Origin of the sequence: uncultured Polaribacter sp., from assembly GCF_947503855.1 — a bacterium.
Classification (GTDB): domain Bacteria; phylum Bacteroidota; class Bacteroidia; order Flavobacteriales; family Flavobacteriaceae; genus Polaribacter.
The window spans coordinates 50,642-74,460 of sequence record NZ_CANNFF010000004.1; the positions used below are offsets into that span (position 1 = coordinate 50,642).

General features: G+C 31.6%; 20 protein-coding genes. 16 read left to right on the top strand and 4 right to left on the bottom strand.

The features are described from left to right. Nucleotides 1-2 precede the first annotated feature (2 nt). The 7 genes from topA (at nucleotide 3) to Q0662_RS04440 (ending at nucleotide 9,461) form a co-directional block, all read left to right on the top strand. A complete protein-coding gene (topA, locus tag Q0662_RS04410) occupies nucleotides 3-2,504 on the top strand; it encodes a type I DNA topoisomerase (RefSeq protein WP_298947541.1) in 2,502 nt (833 codons plus the stop codon). A gap of 35 nt (nucleotides 2,505-2,539) precedes the next feature. After that, on the top strand, nucleotides 2,540-3,700 hold the full coding sequence (locus Q0662_RS04415; protein WP_298947543.1) for a formimidoylglutamase: 1,161 nt from the start codon (nucleotides 2,540-2,542) through the stop codon (nucleotides 3,698-3,700). Nucleotides 3,701-3,804: 104 nt separating this feature from the next. After that, nucleotides 3,805-5,166, top strand: coding sequence for a gliding motility lipoprotein GldK (gene gldK, locus Q0662_RS04420; protein ID WP_298947545.1), 1,362 nt, complete (start codon nucleotides 3,805-3,807; stop codon nucleotides 5,164-5,166). Nucleotides 5,167-5,199: 33 nt separating this feature from the next. Beyond that, a complete protein-coding gene (gene gldL, locus Q0662_RS04425; protein WP_298947547.1) occupies nucleotides 5,200-5,844 on the top strand; it encodes a gliding motility protein GldL in 645 nt (214 codons plus the stop codon). Nucleotides 5,845-5,888: 44 nt separating this feature from the next. Beyond that, complete coding sequence (gene gldM, locus Q0662_RS04430; RefSeq protein ID WP_298947549.1) at nucleotides 5,889-7,430, top strand: gliding motility protein GldM; 1,542 nt, start codon at nucleotides 5,889-5,891, stop codon at nucleotides 7,428-7,430. An 18-nt stretch (nucleotides 7,431-7,448) separates the two neighbouring features. Further along, a complete protein-coding gene (gldN, locus tag Q0662_RS04435; RefSeq protein ID WP_298947551.1) occupies nucleotides 7,449-8,303 on the top strand; it encodes a gliding motility protein GldN in 855 nt (284 codons plus the stop codon). A gap of 114 nt (nucleotides 8,304-8,417) precedes the next feature. Beyond that, nucleotides 8,418-9,461: an FAD-binding oxidoreductase gene (locus Q0662_RS04440; protein WP_298947553.1), complete on the top strand. Its 1,044-nt coding sequence runs from the start codon at nucleotides 8,418-8,420 to the stop codon at nucleotides 9,459-9,461. Here Q0662_RS04440 and Q0662_RS04445 read toward each other — a convergent pair. Then, the gene (locus Q0662_RS04445; RefSeq protein WP_298947555.1) at nucleotides 9,451-9,819 is read right to left on the bottom strand and encodes a DUF983 domain-containing protein; all 369 of its coding nucleotides are present in this window, start codon (nucleotides 9,817-9,819) and stop codon (nucleotides 9,451-9,453) included. The two genes, Q0662_RS04440 and Q0662_RS04445, sit on opposite strands and share 11 nt — an antisense overlap. A gap of 76 nt (nucleotides 9,820-9,895) precedes the next feature. Here Q0662_RS04445 and Q0662_RS04450 point away from each other — a divergent pair, with 76 nt between their 5' ends. Beyond that, nucleotides 9,896-11,815 carry an ABC-F family ATP-binding cassette domain-containing protein gene (locus tag Q0662_RS04450; RefSeq protein WP_298947557.1) on the top strand — a complete coding sequence of 640 codons (1,920 nt, stop codon included), beginning with the start codon at nucleotides 9,896-9,898 and terminating at the stop codon, nucleotides 11,813-11,815. 108 nt (nucleotides 11,816-11,923) lie between these two features. Here Q0662_RS04450 and Q0662_RS04455 read toward each other — a convergent pair whose 3' ends face one another. Together Q0662_RS04455 and rpsO are read right to left on the bottom strand one after the other, a co-directional pair. After that, nucleotides 11,924-14,149 carry a polyribonucleotide nucleotidyltransferase gene (locus Q0662_RS04455; protein WP_298947560.1) on the bottom strand — a complete coding sequence of 742 codons (2,226 nt, stop codon included), beginning with the start codon at nucleotides 14,147-14,149 and terminating at the stop codon, nucleotides 11,924-11,926. Nucleotides 14,150-14,367: 218 nt separating this feature from the next. Continuing rightward, nucleotides 14,368-14,637, bottom strand: coding sequence for a 30S ribosomal protein S15 (gene rpsO, locus Q0662_RS04460; RefSeq protein ID WP_298947562.1), 270 nt, complete (start codon nucleotides 14,635-14,637; stop codon nucleotides 14,368-14,370). Nucleotides 14,638-15,133: 496 nt separating this feature from the next. Between rpsO and Q0662_RS04465 the strand changes: the two genes are divergently transcribed. The 7 genes from Q0662_RS04465 to Q0662_RS04495 all read left to right on the top strand — a co-directional run bounded on the left by Q0662_RS04465 (nucleotide 15,134) and on the right by Q0662_RS04495 (nucleotide 21,610). Further along, on the top strand, nucleotides 15,134-15,961 hold the full coding sequence (locus Q0662_RS04465) for a prephenate dehydratase (protein ID WP_298947564.1): 828 nt from the start codon (nucleotides 15,134-15,136) through the stop codon (nucleotides 15,959-15,961). Then, on the top strand, nucleotides 15,958-17,100 hold the full coding sequence (locus Q0662_RS04470) for an aminotransferase class I/II-fold pyridoxal phosphate-dependent enzyme (protein WP_298947566.1): 1,143 nt from the start codon (nucleotides 15,958-15,960) through the stop codon (nucleotides 17,098-17,100). Before Q0662_RS04465 ends, Q0662_RS04470 begins: the two co-directional genes overlap by 4 nt. Before the next feature lie 32 nt (nucleotides 17,101-17,132). Then, nucleotides 17,133-17,984, top strand: coding sequence for a prephenate dehydrogenase (locus tag Q0662_RS04475; RefSeq protein ID WP_298947569.1), 852 nt, complete (start codon nucleotides 17,133-17,135; stop codon nucleotides 17,982-17,984). A 20-nt stretch (nucleotides 17,985-18,004) separates the two neighbouring features. Beyond that, nucleotides 18,005-19,087 carry a bifunctional 3-deoxy-7-phosphoheptulonate synthase/chorismate mutase type II gene (locus Q0662_RS04480; protein ID WP_298947572.1) on the top strand — a complete coding sequence of 361 codons (1,083 nt, stop codon included), beginning with the start codon at nucleotides 18,005-18,007 and terminating at the stop codon, nucleotides 19,085-19,087. Nucleotides 19,088-19,534: 447 nt separating this feature from the next. Further along, entirely contained in the window at nucleotides 19,535-20,500 is a 966-nt protein-coding gene (rsgA, locus tag Q0662_RS04485; protein WP_298947574.1) for a ribosome small subunit-dependent GTPase A, read from the top strand. Between the two features lie 2 nt (nucleotides 20,501-20,502). Next, complete coding sequence (gene dtd / locus Q0662_RS04490; protein WP_298947576.1) at nucleotides 20,503-20,955, top strand: D-aminoacyl-tRNA deacylase; 453 nt, start codon at nucleotides 20,503-20,505, stop codon at nucleotides 20,953-20,955. A 4-nt stretch (nucleotides 20,956-20,959) separates the two neighbouring features. Beyond that, complete coding sequence (locus Q0662_RS04495; RefSeq protein WP_298947578.1) at nucleotides 20,960-21,610, top strand: TatD family hydrolase; 651 nt, start codon at nucleotides 20,960-20,962, stop codon at nucleotides 21,608-21,610. On the opposite strand, the gene Q0662_RS04500 is transcribed toward Q0662_RS04495, so the two are convergent. Then, entirely contained in the window at nucleotides 21,607-22,233 is a 627-nt protein-coding gene (locus Q0662_RS04500) for a 4'-phosphopantetheinyl transferase superfamily protein (protein WP_298947580.1), read from the bottom strand. The genes Q0662_RS04495 and Q0662_RS04500 overlap by 4 nt on opposite strands. Nucleotides 22,234-22,295: 62 nt before the next feature. Here Q0662_RS04500 and ahcY point away from each other — a divergent pair, with 62 nt between their 5' ends. Beyond that, nucleotides 22,296-23,609 carry an adenosylhomocysteinase gene (ahcY, locus tag Q0662_RS04505; protein WP_298947582.1) on the top strand — a complete coding sequence of 438 codons (1,314 nt, stop codon included), beginning with the start codon at nucleotides 22,296-22,298 and terminating at the stop codon, nucleotides 23,607-23,609. Nucleotides 23,610-23,819: the final 210 nt, after the last annotated feature.

The window sequence follows — 23,819 nt, forward strand, 5'->3', positions numbered from 1 at the left end:
ACATGGCAAAGAATTTAGTAATTGTAGAGTCACCAGCAAAAGCAAAAACCATCGAGAAATTTCTTGGAAAAGATTTTCAAGTAGAATCTAGTTATGGGCATATTGCAGATTTACCTTCTAAAGAATTGGGTATAGATGTAGATGGTGATTTTAGTCCTAAATATATAGTTTCTGAAGATAAAAAACCCGTTGTTAAAAAGTTAAGAACGTTAGCAAACAAAGCAGATATTGTATGGTTAGCAAGTGATGAAGATAGAGAGGGAGAAGCAATTGCGTGGCATTTAAAAGAGCAATTAAAATTAAAAGATGTCAATACAAAACGCATTGTTTTTCATGAAATTACTAAAAAAGCCATCTTAAAAGCAGTCGAAAATCCTAGAGATATAGACTACAATATGGTAAACGCACAACAAGCACGTAGAGTTTTAGATAGGCTTGTTGGGTACGAGTTATCGCCAGTTTTATGGAGAAAGGTAAAAGGAGGTTTGTCTGCAGGTAGAGTACAATCTGTAGCAGTGCGTTTAATTGTAGAAAGAGAACGTAGCATACAAGAATTTAAACCAGAAACACATTATAAGGTAGTTGCAGAGTTTTCAAATAAAGAAGGCAAATCGTTTAAAGCCACCATTCCAAAAAATTTCGACTCTAAAAAAGCAGCAGAAGATTTTTTAAAATCTTGTGCAAATGCTGATTTTTCTATTGCAGATTTAACAAAAAAACCTGCCAAAAAATCGCCAGCAGCACCTTTTACAACATCTACTTTACAACAAGAGGCGTCGCGTAAATTAGGTTTTCCTGTTGGAAAAACCATGCAAGTTGCACAACGTTTGTACGAAGCTGGTTTAATAACTTATATGAGAACAGATAGTGTAAACTTATCTGTAGATGCTAGAAACGAAGCAGAAGAAGAAATTACCAATTATTACGGAAAAGAATATAGCAAACAACGTGTTTTTAAGTCGAAAGCAAAAGGTGCACAAGAAGCCCATGAAGCAATTAGACCAACCAACATGAAAATGCATGCAATAGATACAGAGTATGACCAAAATAGATTGTACGATTTAATTTGGAAAAGAACTCTGGCTTCTCAAATGAGTGATGCACAATTAGAGCGTACTAATGTAAAAATTGAAAACTCAGAAAACACTAAGCTTTTTACAGCGAATGGAGAAATGATAAAATTTGATGGTTTCTTAAAAGTCTATTTAGAAGGAAATGACGACGAAGATGGAGAAGAACAATCAGGTATGCTACCAAACCTAAAAGTAAAAGATCAATTAAATTATACTTTTATAAATGCAACACAGCGTTTTACAAGTCCACCGTATCGATTTACAGAAGCATCTTTGGTAAAGCAATTAGAAGAATTAGGTATTGGTCGTCCATCTACTTATGCACCAACAATTTCTACCGTACAAAGAAGAGGTTATATAGAAAAAGGGCAAAATGAAGGTATTGAAAGAGAATATCAACAAATTATTTTAAAAGATGCCAATGTTAAAACGCAAACGTTAACAGAAAAAACAGGTTCAGACAAAAATAAGTTGGTGCCAACAGATATAGGTAACATTGTAAACGATTTTTTAGTAGCTAATTTTTCTAATATTTTAGATTTTGGTTTTACAGCCAAAGTAGAAAATTCTTTTGATGATATTTCTGAAGGTGATGAAAACTGGACAGAAATGATTAAAGATTTTTATACCAAATTTCACGACAATGTAGAAGATGTGAAAGAAAATGCTGATAGAGAAAGTGGAGAGCGTATTTTAGGCGAACATCCAAAATCGGGTAAAACAGTTTTAGTACGTTTAGGTAAATTTGGCCCAATTGCACAAATTGGGGCACCAGAAGACGACGAAAAACAATTTGCAAGTTTAAATAAAGATCAAAATCTTGGCACTATAACTCTAGAAGAAGCTTTAGAATTATTTTTATTACCAAAAAGTTTAGGAATTTATGAAGGTGAAGAAGTAATTGTTTCTAATGGACGCTTTGGACCTTATATTCGATTTGGAAAAATGTTTGTTTCTCTAGATAAAGGAGAAAACCCTATGGAAGTAGATTTGCCTAGAGCTCAAGAGTTAATTGTTGCAAAACAAAAAGCAGATGCACCCATAGCGCATTACGAAGATTTGCCTGTACAAAAAGGAGTTGGACGTTTTGGGCCTTTTTTAAAATGGAATGGTATGTTTATCAACGTAAATAAAAAATACGATTTTGATAATCTTACAGAAGCCGATATTGAAGAGTTGATAGAAACCAAAAAGCAAAAAGAAATCGACAAAGTAATTCATCATTGGGAAGATGTTGATATTCGTGTAGAAAAAGCAAGATGGGGTCGTTTTAATGTGTTAAAAGGTAAAATTAAAATAGAATTACCTAAAACTACAGCCATAGAAAAACTTACGAAAGACGAAGCTGTTAAAATGATTGAAGCAAAAACACCAAAGAAAAAAGCACCAAAAAGAAAAACATCAACAAAAAAAACCACTAAAAAGAAATAAGGATTTCTTATATTGCAGTTGTTTTATAATATTATATGAACGCAGACTTTTTATCCCCCATAAAAGATTCTGTTGTGGCGCATTTAGCATCACAGCAAGACAAATCTTTGGGTAATTTTATACGTTTTCATACAGAAGAAGGTGGTTTACCAGATTTAGGAAATGTAGAAATTGCAATATTCGGTGTCCAAGAAGATAGAAATTCTCAAGATAATTTTGGATGCGGAGAAGACTTACACTTCATTAGAAAAAAACTATATCAATTATTTCCTGGTAATTGGCATACAGCCATTGCAGATTTGGGCAATGTAAAAAAAGGAAACACAGTTTCAGACACTTATTTTGCTGTAAAAGAAATAGTTACTACGCTTTTAAAACAAAATGTAATCCCCATAATTATAGGTGGTGGACAAGATATCACATATGTAAATTATAGAGCTTATGATAGTTTAGAGCAAACCGTAAATATAACTACCGTAGACAGTAGATTCGATTTGGGTAATTTAGAAGACGAATTAACCTCACAATCTTACCTTAGCAAAATCATCATGCAAGAACCCAGTAATTTGTTTAATTATTGCAATGTTGGGTATCAAACATATTTTAACTCGCAAGAAGAAATAAATCTTTTAGATAATTTATTTTTTGATGCCTATAGGTTAGGAAATTCAAAAGAATTAGAAAGTGTAGAGCCCGCTTTTAGAAATTCAGATATTGTTTCTATAGACATTGGGGCCATCCGTCAAAGTGAAGCACCAGCAAACAATAACGCTTCTCCAAATGGTTTTTTTGGTGAAGAAATTTGTGCAATTGCAAGATATGCAGGTATAAGTGATAAAGTTTCGTCTTTTGGAATTTACGAGTATAATCCTAAACACGATAAAAATCATCAAACAGCCCATTTAATAGCGCAAATGATATGGTATTTTATAGAAGGAGTTAATTTTAGAGTAAACGATTATCCGTTTTCTGGTAAAGAAAATTATCAAAAATTTACCGTCTTGTTAGAAGATGATGATCCGCTTACGTTTTATAAAAGCAATAAATCTGGCAGATGGTGGATAGAAATAAATATTTTATCAAATAATAAATACAAAAGACATGCGTTAGTACCATGTACATATAAAGATTACACAGAAGCAACAAAGCAGGTTATACCAGAGAAATGGTATAAAGCAATGAAAAAAATGGTGTAATTGATTAAAAAATAAAATCCGATACGTTAAATGCGAATTCAACATTGTTTTTTAGAAAAAAAAATAATAGGTTTACGAACTTTTTAGTAAAGATATATCAGAATATGAAGAAAGCAGCATTATTTGCACTTTTAATAATAGTATTTTACAGTTGTGGCTCTAATGATAGGGGAGAATTGGTAGGTGTAAAAGTCAAGAAAAAATGGTTTTCAGAAAAACCATACGGTATGACTTTAATTCCTGGTGGTTCTTTTACTATGGGTAAGCAAGATCAAGATATTATTGGTACCATGAATGCACCAACAAAAACAGTTACTGTAAGACCTTATTACATGGACGAAACAGAAATTACCAATAGTGAGTACAAAGAATTTGTGCATTGGGTTAGAGATTCTATTGTGAGAACAAAATTAGCGTACCAAGCAGAATTTGCTGCAATGGGTGCAAACCCAAGTCCAGATGGCACACCACTTTCTGGGGGTATACACGATTATGCTTTTGCAACAGTAGATACTACAGATGCCTCACCATACCAAAAATATATGTACGAAAATTATTGGAGTTTCGATTCTATAAAACCCCTGAATTGGGAAACAGAATTGGTTTGGAAAAAAGAAGATTATCCAGACATAGATTATGTAGAAGTCATGGACTCTTTATACATTTCTAGAGAAGAAGCAGTAGATGGTATTAGAACATTTAATACAAAATTTTTAAAATACAGATATTCTTGGTTTGATAGAGACAATGCTGCAAGAAAAGGAGGGAATAGAAGAGATTTTATAAATGATACAACTTTTCACATTTACCCAGACACCACAGCTTGGGTTAAAGATTTTAATTATTCTTACAATGACCCAATGCACCAAGATTATTTTCATCATCAATCATATGGAGATTATCCTGTGGTGGGTGTTACTTGGAATCAAGCAAACGCTTTTTGTAACTGGAGAACAAAAAAGAAAAACGATTATTTAAGAGGTAAAAAAAACGTAACACAAGTTCCAGATTTTAGATTACCTACAGAAGCTGAATGGGAATATGCTGCAAGAGGTGGTTTAGAATTTGCAACCTATCCTTGGGGTACAGGAAGTACAACAAGTGATAGAGGTTGTTTTTTAGCAAACTTTAAACCAGTAAGAGGTAATTATGCAGTAGATGGTGCTTTATATACCATGGAAGCAAAATCTTTTAACGCAAACGATTATGGCTTATACAATATGGCTGGTAATGTTTCTGAATGGACAAATACAGCTTACAACTTGTCTTCTTACTATATGGCCTCAACTATGAACCCAAATTTAGAAGATAGAAAAAATAAAAGAAAAATTGTACGGGGAGGTTCTTGGAAAGATGTAGCCTATTTTTTAGAAGTAAGTTCTAGAGATTATGAATATGTTGATACAGCAAGAAGTTATATCGGTTTTAGAACCGTACAAGATTACATAGGAACAACTAAAAAATAATAAAAGTACCCTAAAAATAAATTAAAAAAAATCATGGCACAATCAAAATCATACAAAAAAATAATGAATTTCGTTTACGGAATGGGAGCAGCAGTAGTAATTATTGGAGCCCTATTTAAAATTCAACACATATCATTTGGGTTTTTAACCGGAGGTGTAATGTTAACTCTTGGATTGGTAACAGAAGCTTTAGTATTTGCAATATCTGCTTTTGATCCACCAGAAGAAGACTTAGATTGGTCTAAAGTTTATCCAGAATTGGCAGATGGAACTCTATCGTCAGAAAAAGAAACGACGAAATTAGGAGCAGATGGTATGTTGTCTCAAAAATTAGACAACTTGTTACAAGAGGCTAAAATTGATTCAAGTTTAATGGAAAGTCTAGGTGCTAGTATGAAGAATTTTCAAAATGCAGCAGAAGGTTTATCTGCAGCATCAGAATCTGTGGCATCTACAAATAAATATAATGAAGAAATGTCTAAAGCTGCCTTACAAATGGAGTCTTTAAATAACTTGTATAAAGTACAAGTAGAAAATACAAGCAAACAAGCAGACTTAAATACAGCTGTTGTAGAAAATACAGAAAAATTAAAAGAACAAATGGATGCTTTGGCACAAAACATGTCTTCTTTAAATGGAGTTTATGGTGGTATGCTTTCTGCAATGTCTACAAAATAATAATTAGTTAAAACAAATGTATAACAACTTAAAAACTAATTAGAATGGCAGGAGGAAAAATGTCCGCAAGACAAAAGATGATTAACTTAATGTACCTCGTATTTATTGCAATGTTAGCAATGAATATGAGTAAAGAGGTTTTATCAGCTTTTGGTTTTATGAACGAAAAATTGGTAGAGAATAATATTTCTACAATCAAGAAAAATAAAGAAGCTTATGCAAATTTAGATTTGAAAGCATCAGAACAGAAAGAAAAATTTGGACCGTTAAAAGTTCAAGCAGATAAAATTAAAACCTATTCAAATGATTTTTATGATTATTTAGCTGTAATAAAGTCTAAAATGTTGACTGAAATTGAAGATAAATATGATTATGAAGCAATGGACAAAACCGATTGGTTAGATACATATTTCTTTAAAGGAGATTCCTACACTGCAGAAGGTCAAGAATTTTTAGATAGAATAAATACTTACAGAACAAATGTAATAGAAGTCATTGGGAGTGATAGTAAATTTGTAAACGTTTTAAATAAAAGATTTTCTACAAATCCAGTAATAGATTCTGAAACAGAAAAAGAAGTTCCATTTTTAAAAGCTAGATATGAAGGTTTTCCAATGATAGCCTCATTAACAAGCTTTACACAAATGCAGGCAGATATCAGAAATACAGAATCTGATATTGTTACAGACCTTTTAGGAGGTAAGTTAGAAGAAGCTCTATCATTAAACAATTATACGGGTATTGTACGTCTAAATAAAAGTGCATATTTTGCAGGAGAAAAGATTACAGGAGAAGTTGTTTTAGGTAGATACGATGCATCTTTAGTGCCAGATAAAGTTATTTTAAATGGCAAAGACGCAACAGATGCTGTACAAAACGGACAAGTAATTTTAAACATGCCAGCAGGTAATGTTGGTGAGAAAACAATAAAAGGTACAATTTACTTCAGAGAAAATGGAGAGGAAGTTCCAGTACCATTTGAAAGTAAATATTCTGTAATAGCAGAGCCAAGTTCTGCAGTAGTATCTGCAGATAAAATGAATGTGGTTTATAGAGGTGTACAAAACCCGATATCTGTATCTTTGCCAGGTGTAAGTGGTAATAATTTAAATGTTTCTGCCACAGGTGGTAGATTATCAGGTTCTGGTAGTAAATATAATCTAAGTGCAGGCTCTGGAAATACAGCTGTAATAAATGTAAGTGCTAAACTTACTAGTGGTAAAACTGTAAATTCTAAAGCAACCTTTAGAATTAAAGATATACCTGCTGCAATGGGTAGTGCAAGAGGGCAGTTTGGTGTTGTAAGAATGCCAAAAAGTAGTTTAGCAAACACACCAATTGGTGCAGGATTGCCAGATTTTGTTTTCGATTTAAAATTACAAGTTAAAAGCTTTAAGGTTAAAGTTCCTGGTCAAGTAACTGTACTAGTAAATGGTACAAAGTTTAATGCACAAGCAAAAAAAGTATTAGCTAAGGCAAGAAGAGGAGATGTTGTAACCATTTTTGATATACAAGCATCAATCATTGGAAACTCTACATATCAACTTAAAAAAGTTATACCTGTAAGTATAGAGATTACAAACTAGAAAAACAAAAACATAATTATGATAAAAAATTGTGCATATATATGTATTGCTCTTTTTACTGCAGGATTGGTAAATGCGCAAACAAACTTATTAAATGCAAAATCTGTAGATCAAATTGGTGTTAAAAGCAAGCAACAATTAGCAGCTGATAACGATGGTCCAATACCTTATGGTTATGTACATGATAGAGATGTATTATGGTCTAAAGTAGTTTGGGAATTTATCGATTTGAATCAAAAAATTAATTTACCTTACTATTTTCCTATAGATACTACAAATATATCTTCAGATAGAAGGTCTTTGTTTGATACCTTAATTAAAGGAATCAAACAAGGTAAAATTAAAGAAGCGTATACAGATTCTTATTTTACCTCTAAAATTACACAAAGCGAAATAGACCAACGTTTGGTAAATATTAGAGAAGAAAATAGATATACAGATACTTTTAAAATTCAAACGCAAGACGTTGCTGGTTATATGATAAAAGGAATGTGGTATTTTGATAAGCGTCTAGGAGAATTAAAATACAGACTGCTAGCAATAGCCCCAATGAGTAAAGATGTACAAACTTTAGGAGTTCAAGAAATTGAAGACGAAGAGTTGTATGAATTATTTTGGATATTTTTTCCAGATGCAAGAGAAGTTTTGCATGATGCAAAAGTATTCAACCCCAAAAATACTTCGTATCCAATATCATTTGATCATATGTTAAATGCAAGAAGATTTAACTCAGTCATTGTTAGAGAAGAAAACATCTACGGCAACAGAGCTATAGAAGACTATGTTAGAGGGAATTCTTTATTCCAGTTGCTAGAAGCAAACAAAATAAAAGAAGATATTAGAAATAGAGAAATGGACATGTGGAATTATTAAAATCTCACCTATATTTTATAAAAAAACGTTTGCGAAAGCAAACGTTTTTTTATGGGTATCTATTTTTATAAACACGTTGAAAAAATCAAATAAAAAACTTCCTATTTTTGTAGCATGAAAGTAGATTATATAATTGTAGGTTTAGGCTTGGCAGGTTTAGCTTTTGTAGAAGAATTGATCAACGCTCAAAAAACTTTTATGGTTTTCGAGGACAACTCTCAAACCTCTTCTTTAGTGGCTGGAGGGGTTTATAATCCTGTAATTTTAAAAAGATTTACGCCAGTTTGGAACGCTACAGAACAATTAGCAGTAGCACTTCCATTTTATGATGCATTAGAAAAAAAATTTAACAAAAAATTTGATCAAAAATTTATTACAAAAAAAGTATTTAAATCTATAGAAGACCAAAATAATTGGTTTACAGCCTTAGATAAACCCAAATTAACTAGATATTTAGATAAAAAATTAGATAAAAATAATTATGATGGTGTAATAGCCCATTACAATTTTGGCAATGTCACAGAAACAGGAAGAATAGATACTTTAAAGTTAGTAGAAATTTATAGAAACTACCTGTTAGAAAACAAATGTCTGATAAACGAGCATTTTAAATATGATCAATTAGATATTTTAGAAGAAACACTAAACTACAAAGATATAAGTGCAACTAAAATTGTTTTTGCAGAAGGTTTTGGTGTTAAAAAAAATCCTTTTTTTAATTACTTACCACTAAAAGAAGCCAAAGGAGAATTGTTAACCATACAAGCACCAGCATTAAATATTGATTTTTTATTAAAATCTACACTGTTTGTGCTTCCTTTAGGAAATCATTATTACAAAGTAGGAGCAACTTTTAATTGGAAAGATAAAACCTCTAAACCCTCTGAAGAAGGTAAACAAGAATTGGTAGAAAAACTAGAAAAAGTTATAAGTGTACCTTATAAGATCGTAAACCAAACAGCAGGTATAAGACCCAGTGTAAAGGATAGAAGACCTATGGTTGGTGTGCATCCAAAACATAAGCAATTGTGCGTTTTAAATGGTTTGGGTACTCGTGGTGTAATGATTGCACCCACAGTTGCAAAGAGTTTATTTTTACACTTAGAACAAGGTAAAGAATTAGATAAAGAAATAGATATTAAACGATTTATTTTTTAAAACTAACAAACATATTTATCCAAAGAATTCTAGACAAACGCAAATTTACAGGCGCTAAAACAATAAGTGTAATAATAATTGCTGCAAAAGATTGTAATAAAGAGAAACCAAAAAATAAAGAAGAAATTATAAAAGTAGCTACAGAAAGTGCTACTGTAATTCCGTAATTTACATACATAGCTCCATAAAAAAATGAAGGTTCCATCATGTATTTTAAATTACACTTTGGGCAATGTGTATGCAATTGTGTAATTTTTGTTGGATGAAATGTGAATTTATATTTAAAAAATTCACCCTCATGACATTTCGGGCATTTGCCATTTACTATGCTATATATTTTTGTTCCTTTTTTAAACATCTGTACCTTAAAAATTATCTACTTTTGCAAAGGTAAATTTTTTACACCTTTAATTAAGTAACAATCATTACATTTCATGTTAAACGTACATAATTTAACAGTTTCATTTATGGGAACTGATTTATTTTCAGGAATAACCTTTAAACTAAATAAAGGAGATAGAATTGGTTTGATTGGTAAAAACGGCGCCGGAAAATCTACATTGCTTAAAGTATTATCTCAAGATATAGAAAGTAGTGGTGGTACCATGGCTTTTGATAAAGATGTGCAAATTGGGTTTTTAAGACAAGATATAGATTTTGTAGAAGGCAGAACTATTTTAGAGGAAGCCTATCAAGCTTTTGAAGAGATTAAACAAATCGAACTGCAATTAGACGAAATTAACAAGCAATTGGCAGAAAGAACCGATTACGAAAGTGAAGGTTACACCCAGTTAATACACGATTTAACAGAAAAAACAGAACGTTACGAACTTTTAGGAGGATACAATTATCAAGGAGATACAGAAAAAATATTACAAGGTTTAGGTTTTCAAAGAGAAGATTTTGACAAACTAACAGATACTTTTTCTGGTGGATGGAGAATGCGAATCGAATTGGCAAAATTATTATTGCAAAATAATGATGTTTTACTGTTAGATGAACCCACAAACCACTTAGATATCGAATCTATAATTTGGTTAGAAAACTTTTTAAAGTCTTATGCAGGTGCAATTGTATTAGTCTCGCATGATAAAATGTTTTTAAATAATGTAACCAACAGAACTATAGAAATCTCTTTAGGACAAATTTACGATTATAAAAAACCTTACTCAGAGTTTTTATTATTAAGAGGAGAAATTAAAGAAAAACAATTACAGGCACAGAAAAATCAAGAAAAAGAAATAAAACAAAAACAACAATTAATAGATAAATTTAAAGCAAAAGCAAGTAAAGCATCTATGGCACAATCTTTAATGAAACAACTAGATAAGGTTGAGTTGATTGAGGTAGACCAAGATGATAATCAAGCGATGAATGTACGTTTTGCAGTTTCTAAAGAACCTGGTAAAATTATTGTAGAGGCAGGAAATTTATCAAAAAGTTATGGTGATAAACACGTTTTAGAAGGTGTAGATTTATTGATAGAACGAAATAGCAAAATTGCTTTTGTTGGGCAAAATGGTCAAGGAAAATCTACCTTAGCAAAAATGATGGTAGGTGAAATTCCTTTTGAAGGCCATTTAAAATTAGGCCATAATGTACAAATAGGGTATTTTGCTCAAAATCAGTCAGAACATCTACCACCAGAAAAAACGGTTTTAGAAATCATGGAAGATGCTGCTACAGATAGTAACAGAATGCGTGTTAGAGACATGTTAGGTTCGTTTTTATTTGGTGGAGATGCAGTAGATAAAAAAGCAAAAGTACTTTCTGGAGGAGAAAGAAATCGTTTGGCATTGTGTAAATTATTATTACAACCTTTTAATGTTTTAATAATGGATGAGCCTACAAACCACCTAGACATAGCCTCTAAAACTGTTTTAAAAGAAGCTTTAAATAATTTTGATGGTACTTTAATTGTGGTTTCTCACGATAGAGAGTTTTTACAAGGATTAACTACTACAGTCTACGGTTTTAAAGACAAAGAAATTAAAGAATATTTAGGTGATATCGATTATTTCCTAGAACAACATAAGATGGAAAGTTTACGAGATGCAGAAAAGAAAACCGTTGTAAAAGTTGCCAAAGATACTTCTAAAAAAGAAGCACATAAATTATCCAGAGAACAAGAAAAAGCCTTAAAAAAACTAAACAACAAACTTTCTAATATAGAAACAGAAATAGCCGATTTAGAAACCGAAATTGAAAAGATTGATTTAGAATTGGCAAAAAACTATGATGAAGTTTCTTCGAGTCCTAATTTCTTTGAAAAATACAAAGCTAAAAAAGCAAAAGTAGAGATTTTAATGGAGCAATGGGAGCAACTAGAAGAACAGATTTCTAATTTCTCCTAACTTTTTTGTGTGAATTAGCAATTTTATTTTAAGCAAATAATCTAGTAAATAAAAACCTGTTAAGTTTTAAAACTTAACAGGTTTGTTTTTTATTTAAAAATTAAAAGATTAATTTTCTTTTCTAGGTTCTCTTGGTTTTCTGTCATCACGTCTGTTGTCTCTTCCGCGATTATCTCTACCTCTGTTGTTATCTCTTGGGGGTCTAGCAACATAACCTTCGGGTTTTGGTAAAAGTGCTTTTCTAGAAACTTTTTCTTTACGTGTTCTAGGGTCTATACCAAAGTATTTTACATCTAAAACGTCGCCCATTTTAACAACGTCAGAAACATTGTCTGTTCGTTCCCAAGCTAATTCAGAAACATGTAATAAAACTTCGTTTCCTGGAGCCTCTACATATTCTACAACAGCACCAAAATCTAGCATTTTAATTACTTTTACTTCGTAAACGCTACCCACTTCTGGTTTAAATAACATTGATTCAATTCTAGCAATTACCTGCTCAATTCCTTCTGGTTTTGTACCTAAAATTTCTATAATACCTTCTTCAGTTACAGCGTCTTCAGTAATTACGATAGTAGTTCCTGTTTCTTTCTGTAATTCTTGTATGTGTTTTCCACCTGGACCAATAAATGCACCAATCATATCATTAGGAATACGTCTGGTAATCATTTTTGGAGCATGTGCTTTAACATCTGTATTTGGTGCAGCAATAGTGTCTGTTAACTTCTCTAAAATATGTAAACGACCATCTCTTGCTTGTTTTAGTGCATTTACTAAAATTTCGTAAGAAAGACCTTTTACTTTAATATCCATTTGACAAGCAGTAATACCATCTTCAGTTCCTGTTACTTTAAAGTCCATATCTCCTAAATGATCCTCATCACCTAAAATATCAGATAAAACTGCATAACGATCACCATCAGAAATTAATCCCATAGCAATACCCGATACAGGTTTTTTTAATTGAACACCAGCATCCATTAATGCCATTGTACCAGAACAAACTGTTGCCATAGAAGATGAACCATTAGATTCTAAAACTTCACTTACAACTCTAACTGTGTAAGGGCAATCAGCAGGAATCATTCCTTTTAAGGCTCTTTGTGCTAAATTACCATGACCTACTTCTCTACGAGATGTTCCTCTTAAGGGACGTGCTTCACCTGTACAAAAAGGAGGGAAGTTATAGTGTAAATAGAAAGTTTCTTCGCCTTCGTAAGAAGCCATATCTATTTGGTTTGCTTCTCTAGATGTACCTAAAGTTACAGTTGCTAATGCTTGTGTTTCTCCTCTTGTAAAAATAGAGGAACCATGTGTAGATGGTAAATAATCTACCTCACACCAGATAGGTCTAATATCTGTAGTTTTACGTCCGTCTAAACGTAAACCTTCTGCTAAAGTTAATTCTCTAACAGCATTTTTTTGTGCTTTGTTAAAATATTTTCCAATTAAACCACCAAAATCTGCCAATTCTTCTTCAGAAAAAGTAGCTGTAATTTCTTCTTTTACAGCAGCAAAAGCTTCAGAACGTTCTGCTTTAGAAGTCCCTTTTTTAGCAATTGCATAACATTTATCGTACGCTAAATCATTTATTTTTTTAGCTAAATCTTCATCTTCTCTTTCTGGTTCGTACTCACGAGTTTCTTTTTTACCAAAAGCTTCTGCTAAACGAACTTGTGCAGCACATTGTACTTTAATAGCTTCGTGTGCAAATTTAATAGCGTCTGCCATTTCTTCTTCAGAAATCTCATCCATTTCACCTTCTACCATCATCACAGAATCTGCAGAAGCACCAATCATCATATCAATGTCAGATTCTTCTAACTGTGCTCTGTTTGGGTTGATAACGAAATCGCCATTTACTCTTGCAACACGTGCTTCAGAAATTGGAGTTTCGAAAGGAATGTCTGATAATTGAATAACTGCAGATGCAGCTAAACCTGCTAATGCATCTGGCATTACATCTTCGTCATGAGACATTAATTGTATCATCACTTGTGTTTCTGCATGGTAATCTTTTGGAAATAATGGACGTAAAACACGATCTACTAAACGCATTGTTAATACTTCGCCATCACTTGGTCTTGCTTCTCTTTTAAAGAATCCTCCAGGATAACGTCCTGCAGCAGCAAATTTTTCTCTATAATCTACTGTAAGTGGTAAAAAATCAACATCACTTTGTTTGTAGTTAGATACTACAGTACATAATAACATTGCTTTACCCATTTGAACAACAACAGAACCGTGCGCTTGTTTCGCTAATTTACCGGTTTCTAATGAGATGGTTCTTCCATCTCCAAGGTCTATAACCTCTCTAAATACTTTTGGAATCATAAAATTTTAATTCTAAATTTTTAATTTGTTTGTTGTTGCGTTGTTGTTTTGTTGTGTGTTTTCCAATGGAAATTCAAAAATGCTGTTACTATTTTTGATTTTTTATATATAGTCTGTTTGTTAAGTAGAATATATTTTTGTTTGTTTTTGGGATAACCCAAAAGAATTTTAAACAAAAAAAGAGGCGCGTTTATAGCTCCTCTTTTTTAGTGTAAGAATTATTTTCTAATTCCTAATTCTTTAATAATTGCACGATATCTTGCAATATCTTTTTTCTTTAGATAGTCTAACAAACTTCTACGTTTACCTACCATCATTACTAATGAACGTTCTGTATTATAATCTTTACGATTGTTTTTTAAATGCTCAGTTAAGTGATTAATTCTGTGCGTAAATAACGCAATTTGCCCTTCTGAAGAACCCGTATCGTTTTTTCCTTTACCGTGTTTTTCGAAGATGCTTTCTTTTACTTTTTTAGTTAAGTACATGCCAATATTATTTAAATGATTTTTATGTATTTCAATAGATTTTCTATTGAAGGTGCAAATATAGGATTATTTTTTTATTAAAAAACTTTAATAGCTTACTATTTTATAGTCTAAATTGCTGTTTTTAAGTAAACTTAGATACCAAATTAAAAAAGTTTATGGTAAGTATATAGGCTTGTATTTTTCGACATACATACCAAGTGTTTGTTTTTTTATAAAAATTCATAAATAAATAGCTCTTTATTGCTTTATTTTTAACAAATTGTAAATTTTTATATATTATTATAAATTAAATTTGTATATCTAAATTTAATATCTAGATTTGTAGCTCAAAATAAAGAGCATAAAATGTCAAATAACAATTTTACTCGTTTCTATTTTTACTTTTACTTTTTTAGTAAGAGGAGAGACTTTGTATCATGTTGTTAAAAACATTTCTAAAATATAAAGTCTCGAATTTATTTCGAGGCTTTTTTTTTGATATAATTTAAAAAGTTTGAAAAAAATTATTGCCATACAAGGAGCTCAAGGCTCAAACCACCATAAAGTTGCAAAAGACTTTTATGGAGACAACATTCAATTAATAGAATGTATGTCTTTTGATGCTTTGGTAGATAGCTTGTTAAAAGGAGAGGCAAGTCTTGGGGTAATGGCTTTAGAAAATACCATTGCAGGTTCAATTATACCTAATTATGCTTTAATTGATAGTAATAACTTACATATTATAGATGAAGAGTATTTAAATATTCACCATCATTTAATGGCGTTAAAAGGTCAAGATATTTCAGATATTAAAGAAGTTTGGTCGCATCCAATGGCATTGTTACAATGTAAAGAATTTTTTAAAAACCACCCACAAATTAAATTGGTAGAAGATGTAGATACTGCTGAGGTTGCTAAAAGAATTGCCAAAGAAAATTTAAAAGGCATTGCTGCAATTGCACCAAAAATTGCTGCAGATATTTTTGGTTTGCAAGTTTTAGAAGATGAAATTCAGACGATTAAACAAAATTCGACAAGATTTGTAATTGTACAAACTACGGAACCCAATCATAGAGTAAATCAAATAAATAAAGCGTCTTTAAAATTTCAATTAGACCATAAAAGAGGAAGTTTAGCAACTATTTTAAATGTACTAAGCGATTGTAAAATGAATTTAACCAAAATTCAATCATTGCCCGTAATAAAAACTCCTTGGAAATATTCGTTTTTTGTAGATATTACTTTTGATGATTACAAAGATTATCAAAAAGCAGAGTCAATTATAGAAATAATGGCAGAAGAATTTAAGATTTTAGGAACTTATAAAAGTGGTAGAAAATGATAGCATCAGCAAAAAGATTAAATACCGTTAAAGAATACTACTTTTCAAAAAAATTAAGAGAAGTTAGGGGTTTAATGGCTGCAGGAAAACCTATTATCAATATGGGAATTGGTTCACCAGATTTACAACCGCCAACAAAAGTTTTAGAAGCTATTCAAGGGAGTTTAAATGATGTTTCGGCACACAAATATCAATCTTATCAAGGATTACCTGAGTTAAGAAATGCCATCACTAATTTTTATAAAAATAAATTTTCTGTGCTTACAAATCCAGAGAATGAAGTTTTACCATTAATGGGAAGTAAAGAAGGTATTATGCATATTTCTATGGCTTTTTTAAACGAAGGCGATAAAGCATTAATACCAAACCCAGGTTACCCAACCTATACATCTGTAACCAAATTAGTAGGTGCAGAACCCTTGTTTTATAATTTAAGCGATGCTACAAATTGGCAACCTAATTTTACAAAATTAGAGCAACAAGATTTAAGTGATGTAAAAATAATGTGGGTAAACTATCCACATATGCCAACAGGTGCCAATGCAACTTTAGAAACTTTTGAAAAGTTGGTAGCTTTTGGTAAAAAGCATCAAATTTTAATTATTAATGACAATCCATACAGTTTTATTTTAAACGATAACCCAACAAGTATTTTACAAGTAGCAGGGGCAAAAGATATTGCTTTAGAGTTAAATTCTTTAAGTAAAACCTTTAATATGGCTGGTTGGCGAGTTGGGATGGTTTTAGGAAATGCCAATTTTATCAACGAGATTTTAAAAGTAAAATCAAATATGGATTCTGGGATGTTTTACGGTATTCAAAAAGGAGCTGTAGAGGCTTTGCAATTGTCTGATAATTGGTTTGTAGCACAAAATAAAGTGTACCAAGAACGCAGAAAACTCATTTGGCAATTGGCAGATAAGTTAGATGCAAAATACAGTAAAAATGCAACAGGTTTATTTGTTTGGGCAAAAATTCCTGAAGGAAAAAAATCTGAAGAAGTTACAGATGCAGTTTTATACGATAAAGATATTTTTATAACACCAGGAACTATTTTTGGTTCTCAAGGCGAGGGTTATATCCGTTTTTCGTTATGTGTAACAAAAGAAATAATTAAAGAAGCAATAAATAGGCTATAAGTTATAAGCTTTTAGCTTAAAGTATTATCAATATGAAAAATATATTTTGCATCGGCATTGGTTTAATTGGAGGTAGTTTTGCAATCGATATTAAAAACTACAACCCAGAAGTTATAATTCATGGTATTAGTAGAAAAGCCGAAACCTTAAATAAGGCATTAGATTTAAATCTAATTGATAAAAAAGCAACTTTAGACGATCTTGAAAATGCAGATTTGGTAATTGTGTCAATTCCTGTAGATGCCACTGTAAAATTACTACCAACTATTTTAGACAAAATATCAGATAACACTTTAGTGGTAGATGCAGGTTCTACAAAAGAAGCTATTTGTAAAGAGGTTGAACATCATAAAAGAAGAAGAAACTTTTTAGCATGTCACCCAATTGCAGGAACAGAAAAATCTGGACCCACAGCAGCAATTTCTGGCTTATATAAAGGGAAAACCAATATTATTTGCGAAGTAGAAAAAACAACTTTTAAATTACAAGAAAAAGCTTTAGAGCTTTTTAGAGCTATTGGAATGCGTATTCGTTATATGGACCCAGTTTCTCATGATAAACATATTGCGTATGTTTCGCACCTATCTCACATAAGCGCATTTATGTTAGGTAAAACAGTAATTAATAAAGAAAAAAACGAGCGCGATATTTTTGATATGGCAGGTTCTGGTTTCGAATCTACAGTTCGTTTAGCAAAAAGTAGTCCAGCAATGTGGACCCCAATTTTTAAGCAGAATAAAGAAAACGTAATAGAAACTTTAGAAGAATACATTAGCAATTTGCAACATTTTAAAGAATTGATGCAACAAGATAATTTCTCCGAAATTTTTAACCAAATGGAGAACACAAATTATATAAAACAAATTTTAAACGGCATAAAATAATAGCCAAAATAAGTAGAAAAATGAAGAATACAGCAGCATTAAGAACATGGTTGGATGATATGAAACTTGAACATCCACTAGTAATAGCAGGGCCTTGTAGTGCAGAAACCGAAGAACAGGTTTTAAAAATTGCGCACGAATTAAAAGATTCTGATGTAAACTATTATAGAGCAGGAATTTGGAAACCAAGAACAAGACCAGGAAACTTTGAGGGCGTTGGTGCCTTAGGTTTAGGTTGGTTAAAAAAGGTTAAAGAAGAAACAGGTATGAAGACCTGTACTGAAGTTGCCAATGCTGCGCACTGTAAATTAGCATTAGAACATGATGTAGATTTATTATGGATTGGTGCAAGAACTGCAGTTTCTCCTTTTATAATGCAAGAAATAGCAGATGCCTTACAAGGGACTGATAAAATTGTATTGGTAAAAAACCCTATAAACCCAGATTTATCATTATGGTTGGGTGGTATTGAAAGATTATATACCGCAGGAATTAAAAATTTAGGAGCAATCCACAGAGGCTTTTCTACCTATGAAAAAACCAAATATAGAAATGTTCCAGAATGGCAAATAGCTATTGAATTTCAAAATCGTTTTCCAGACTTACCTCTAATTTGTGATCCATCGCATATTACAGGAAATAGAGAAATGATTTTTGATGTTTCGCAAGCCGCTTTAGATTTAAACTTTGATGGTTTAATGATAGAAACCCATTGGGATCCAGATAATGCATGGTCAGATGCTGCACAACAGGTTACACCTACAAAGTTAAAGCAGATTATGGAAGATTTAAAAATCAAGAAAACCACAGAAACTGCCCCAGAATACAGAGAGTCTTTAGAGAATTTAAGAGCTCAAATTAATGTGGTAGATGAGCAATTAATTCAATTGCTAGCAAAACGCATGCAAGTTGCTGACAAAATAGGCGAATTAAAAAAAGAAAAAAATGTAGCTGTTTTACAATCTAGACGTTGGAATGAGATTTTAGGAAACATGGTTTTAGAAGGGAGTAGCAAAGGTTTAAGCGAAGAATTTGTTTTAAAAATGTTTAAAGCAATTCACCAAGAATCTATCAATCATCAAGAAAAAATTATTAACGGGTAATTTATGCTGAACTCGATTTAGTATTTTTTTTATCAAAACTATTAGCCACAAATTCGTAAATAATTATCGAATTTGTGGCTTTTTTTGTGCGTTACCACAAGGGTCAGGCTTTCGTTACTCGCTTTTTTTGTCAACAACAAAAAAGAGCTCAAACAGGTCACTCAATCCTTAACGCGTATGGCAAACTAAAAAAAGGAAGTTTGTAAAACGAACTTTTATCATATTTTCTGCCCCCTTCAGGTTTTAAAAACCTAAAGAGTCTTCTTTGTTAGTTTAATAAAGTAAACTTTTAACACACTATTACTTCGAATCAAATTTTTTTCAGAAATTTTGTATCCAGAAGTTTTCTCAATTTTAACAAGTTCTCGATACAATTTTCTCAAAAAAATCGAAAATCACTCGAACTGACATCCAAATAATTACTTAAAATTCTGCATCTTTGTAATAATGACAGGAACAGTATACAAATCTACAGGAAGTTGGTATTTTGTAAAAGATACTTTAGGAAACTTTCATAAATGTAGAATTAAAGGCAAATTCAGAATCAAAGGCATTAAAAGTACCAACCCAATTGCGGTTGGCGATCAAGTGCAATTTGATATCGAAAAAAAAGGAGATGAAGAAACAGGAGTCATAAAAAAAATATTAGATAGAGAAAATTTTATTGTTCGTAAATCTGTAAACCTGTCTAAGCAAACACATATTATTGCTGCCAATATAGATCAAGTTTTTTTATTAATCACCATAAATAATCCACCTACATTTACCACATTTATAGACCGTTTTTTAGTTTCTGCAAGAGCCTACAGAATAGACGTAATTTTAGTATTTAATAAAATAGACGCCTACGAAATTGAAGAACGAGCAGAAATTTTATACCTCAAAGATATTTACGAAGCTATTGGTTATAAGTGTGTAGAAGTATCTGCAACCGAAAAGAAAAACGTAACTACTGTAAAAGAAATGATGCAAGGTAAAACTTCTATGTTTGTAGGACATTCTGGAGTTGGTAAAACCACATTGGTAAACGCAATAGAGCCCAGTTTAGATTTAAAAACTAAAGAAATTTCAGACCAACACAAACAAGGGCAACACACAACAACCTTTGCAGAAATGTTCGATTTAAGTTTTGACGCCAGAATTATAGATACACCAGGTATCAAAGGTTTTGGAGTGGTAGATATGGATAAATACGAATTGGGCGATTATTTTCCGGAGTTTTTTGCCCTAAAGCAAGACTGTAAGTTTAACAATTGCATCCATTTAAAAGAGCCACACTGTGCTGTAAAAGAAGCGTTAGAAAATGAAGAAGTTTCTTGGTCTCGTTACAAAAGTTACCTGCAAATTATAGAAGGAGAAGAAGAAACAGAACACTTTAGAACCGATATTTGGAACGAAGAAGATAATGACTGATTATGAAAATAGTAATTCAAAGAGTATCAAAAGCAAGCGTTACTATTAATGATGAAAAAGTTGCCAATATAAAAACAGGTTTATTGGTTCTATTAGGTATTGTTACAGATGATAGTCAAAAAGATGTTGATTTTTTGGTTAGAAAAACTGCAAATCTGCGCATTTTTAATGATGAAAATGGCGTAATGAACAACTCTCTAAAAGACTGCGATGGAGAAGTAATAGTAGTAAGTCAGTTTACGTTACATGCAGCAACCAAAAAAGGAAACAGACCTAGTTATATAAAAGCTGCAAAACCAGAAATTGCTATTCCTTTGTATGAGAAATTCGTGTCAACTTTAGAAATAGAACTCGATAAAAAAGTACAAACTGGCGAGTTTGGTGCAGATATGAAAGTAGAATTGTTAAACGATGGCCCAGTAACCATCATTATAGATTCTAAAAACAAAGAATAAAGATTTGGATTTTATAGACATCCATACACATAAAAAACAATTTTTCGAAAACGTATTTTCCGTAGCAAATAAATATCCAGTTTCATTAGATTTTACTTCCCCTTTTTCTATAGGTATTCATCCTTGGTTTATCAATAAAAATAAAATTGAAGCAGAACTTTTAATACTAGCCAAAAAACTACAACATAAAAATTGTGTGGCTTTGGGTGAGTGTGGTTTAGATAAAGTTATAAAAACCGATTTTGAGCTGCAAAAAACCGTGTTTAAAAAGCAAATTCAGCTTTCAGAAAAATACCAAAAACCTTTAATAATTCATTGTGTAAAAGCGTATCAAGACATTGTAGAGTTAAAAAAAGAGCTAAAACCAAGACAAGTTTGGCTTGTTCATGGTTTCAATAAAAATTGGCAAGTTGCCCAAAGTTTATTAAAAAACGGAATTTTACTATCTTTTGGGACAGCCATTATCAACCATAAAAAATTACAAGAAGTGGTTGCAAAAGTGTCTTTAGAAAAACTTTTTTTAGAAACCGATGATAAAGACGATGCCATTGTAGAGGTTTACGTAAAACTAGCAAAACTAAAAGGTGTGCCTTTGGAAATTTTACAGCAAAAAATCCAAGAAAATTTTAAACAATTATTTTTAAAAACAACTTAATGGGCATACACACAAGTAAAGCCTTCAAACTCTAAAAAGGCTATTTCGTAAGTCATTTTCTCACCATTATATCTAATTTCTCCACTTGTTTTTTCATCAGCAAACTTAAAATCCTCAATATAAATGTGATGCAAGAATCGTAGTTTTTTCTTTCCGTAAATTTTATATAAACTCTCTTTAGCTCCCCAAACAATGGTTAATTTACTAATTAAAGCATCATGGTTTGCAATGGTTTTATATTCTTCTATTGGCGTAAATTTATGCGCTATTTTTAAAATTTTATCTCGCTGTTTTTCAATGTCTATACCCACATGCAAATCATCAGAAGTAATAATGGCAGTAAAAGTAAAAGAGTGCGTAATAGAAATGTATTTACCATCTTTTAAATGTGGTTTTCCAAACGCATCATAAACTAAATCAAAATCTGTATAACCTACTTTTTTTAGCAAATGTCTAATACTCAAAAAACCTTTTTGGTGCAACTCAGACCTCATAGAATTTAAGCGAGTTTCACTTTTTTTAGAAAGTTGGGTGTTTTCTTTTAATTCAGCAATAGATTCTTCAATCTTCCAAATCAGTACTTTAGTAGTTTTGTTAACCGTTAATGTTTTGTAAAGAGCCATATATTTTAAAATCTAAGTCGTATCTTTGCACCTCTAAAAAATAGAATATAAAGATACAAAATATGAGCACAAATACAGCTTACGTACCATTTAAAGTAAAAGATATTTCTCTAGCAGATTGGGGAAGAAAAGAAATTGAGTTAGCAGAAGCTGAAATGCCAGGTTTAATGGCGTTGAGAGAAGAATATGGAGATGCACAACCTTTAAAAGGTGCAAGAATTGCAGGTTGTTTACACATGACCATTCAGACTGCAGTTTTAATTGAAACCTTACAAGCTTTAGGTGCAGAGGTTACTTGGAGCTCTTGTAATATTTTTTCTACCCAAGACCAAGCAGCTGCTGCAATTGCTGCAACAGGTACACCTGTGTATGCGTGGAAAGGAATGAACGAAGAAGAATTTGACTGGTGTATAGAGCAAACCTTATTTTTTGGCGAAGACAAAAAGCCATTAAATATGATTTTAGATGATGGTGGAGATTTAACCAATATGGTTTTAGATAAATATCCAGAATTGGCTGCAGGCATTAACGGATTATCAGAAGAAACTACAACAGGAGTTCATAGATTATACGAAAGAGTAAAAAATGGCACACTACCAATGCCGGCAATTAATATTAATGATTCTGTAACCAAATCAAAATTTGATAACAAATATGGTTGTAAAGAATCTGCTGTTGATGCAATTAGAAGAGCAACAGATATAATGTTAGCTGGTAAAAGAGTAGTAGTTTGTGGTTATGGAGATGTTGGTAAAGGTACAGCAGCTTCTTTTAAAGGTGCAGGTTCTATTGTTACAGTTACAGAAATAGACCCAATTTGTGCGTTACAAGCAGCTATGGATGGTTTTGAAGTTAAGAAGCTAGAAACAGTTATGGGGAATGCAGATATCATTATTACTACAACAGGGAATAAAGATATTGTAAAAGAAGAACATTTTAAAGGTGTAAAAGACAAAACAATTATCTGTAACATAGGGCATTTTGATAACGAATTAGATATTGCTTGGTTAAACAATAATTATGGCGATACTAAAGTAGAAATCAAACCTCAGGTAGATAAATATACCATAGATGGTAAAGATCTTATTATTTTAGCAGAAGGGCGTTTGGTAAACTTAGGTTGCGCAACTGGGCACCCAAGTTTTGTAATGTCTAACTCATTTACCAACCAAACGTTGGCACAAATGGAGCTTTGGAACAATGCAGACGCTTATCAAAATAAAGTATACATGTTACCAAAACATTTAGATGAAAAAGTAGCAAAATTACACTTAGAAAAAATTGGTGTAGAGCTAACAGAATTACGTAACGACCAAGCAGAATATATTGGAGTTACTGTAGAAGGCCCATATAAGCCAGAACATTACAGATACTAGACTTTAGTTTTTAGATACTAATTCTAATAGATGTTATTATTCTTGCGCAGGCAAGAATCTAACTATAAAACTTAAAAACTCTTTCATTTGAACTGAATTTATTTCAGTTTCTTTGAAAGAGTTTTTTATTTGAGCGTTTTAATAGGCCGTAATTTATCTTGAGAAAAGACGAAATACGTACTCTTTTTATCTTTTTTCTGATTTTATTTC

What these genes read in the sequence shown, in the direction of transcription:
- Q0662_RS04480 (WP_298947572.1), top strand. Translation starts at nt 18,005, where the DNA reads ATGAAGAATACAGCAGCATTAAGAACATGGTTGGATGATATGAAACTT.
- Q0662_RS04470 (WP_298947566.1), top strand. Translation starts at nt 15,958, where the DNA reads ATGATAGCATCAGCAAAAAGATTAAATACCGTTAAAGAATACTACTTT.
- gldN (WP_298947551.1), top strand. Translation starts at nt 7,449, where the DNA reads ATGATAAAAAATTGTGCATATATATGTATTGCTCTTTTTACTGCAGGA.
- ahcY (WP_298947582.1), top strand. Translation starts at nt 22,296, where the DNA reads ATGAGCACAAATACAGCTTACGTACCATTTAAAGTAAAAGATATTTCT.
- Q0662_RS04445 (WP_298947555.1), bottom strand. Translation starts at nt 9,819, where the DNA reads ATGTTTAAAAAAGGAACAAAAATATATAGCATAGTAAATGGCAAATGC.
- Q0662_RS04440 (WP_298947553.1), top strand. Translation starts at nt 8,418, where the DNA reads ATGAAAGTAGATTATATAATTGTAGGTTTAGGCTTGGCAGGTTTAGCT.
- gldM (WP_298947549.1), top strand. Translation starts at nt 5,889, where the DNA reads ATGGCAGGAGGAAAAATGTCCGCAAGACAAAAGATGATTAACTTAATG.
- Q0662_RS04475 (WP_298947569.1), top strand. Translation starts at nt 17,133, where the DNA reads ATGAAAAATATATTTTGCATCGGCATTGGTTTAATTGGAGGTAGTTTT.
- rsgA (WP_298947574.1), top strand. Translation starts at nt 19,535, where the DNA reads ATGACAGGAACAGTATACAAATCTACAGGAAGTTGGTATTTTGTAAAA.
- topA (WP_298947541.1), top strand. Translation starts at nt 3, where the DNA reads ATGGCAAAGAATTTAGTAATTGTAGAGTCACCAGCAAAAGCAAAAACC.
- gldK (WP_298947545.1), top strand. Translation starts at nt 3,805, where the DNA reads ATGAAGAAAGCAGCATTATTTGCACTTTTAATAATAGTATTTTACAGT.
- Q0662_RS04415 (WP_298947543.1), top strand. Translation starts at nt 2,540, where the DNA reads ATGAACGCAGACTTTTTATCCCCCATAAAAGATTCTGTTGTGGCGCAT.
- dtd (WP_298947576.1), top strand. Translation starts at nt 20,503, where the DNA reads ATGAAAATAGTAATTCAAAGAGTATCAAAAGCAAGCGTTACTATTAAT.
- gldL (WP_298947547.1), top strand. Translation starts at nt 5,200, where the DNA reads ATGGCACAATCAAAATCATACAAAAAAATAATGAATTTCGTTTACGGA.
- Q0662_RS04450 (WP_298947557.1), top strand. Translation starts at nt 9,896, where the DNA reads ATGTTAAACGTACATAATTTAACAGTTTCATTTATGGGAACTGATTTA.
- Q0662_RS04500 (WP_298947580.1), bottom strand. Translation starts at nt 22,233, where the DNA reads ATGGCTCTTTACAAAACATTAACGGTTAACAAAACTACTAAAGTACTG.
- rpsO (WP_298947562.1), bottom strand. Translation starts at nt 14,637, where the DNA reads ATGTACTTAACTAAAAAAGTAAAAGAAAGCATCTTCGAAAAACACGGT.
- Q0662_RS04455 (WP_298947560.1), bottom strand. Translation starts at nt 14,149, where the DNA reads ATGATTCCAAAAGTATTTAGAGAGGTTATAGACCTTGGAGATGGAAGA.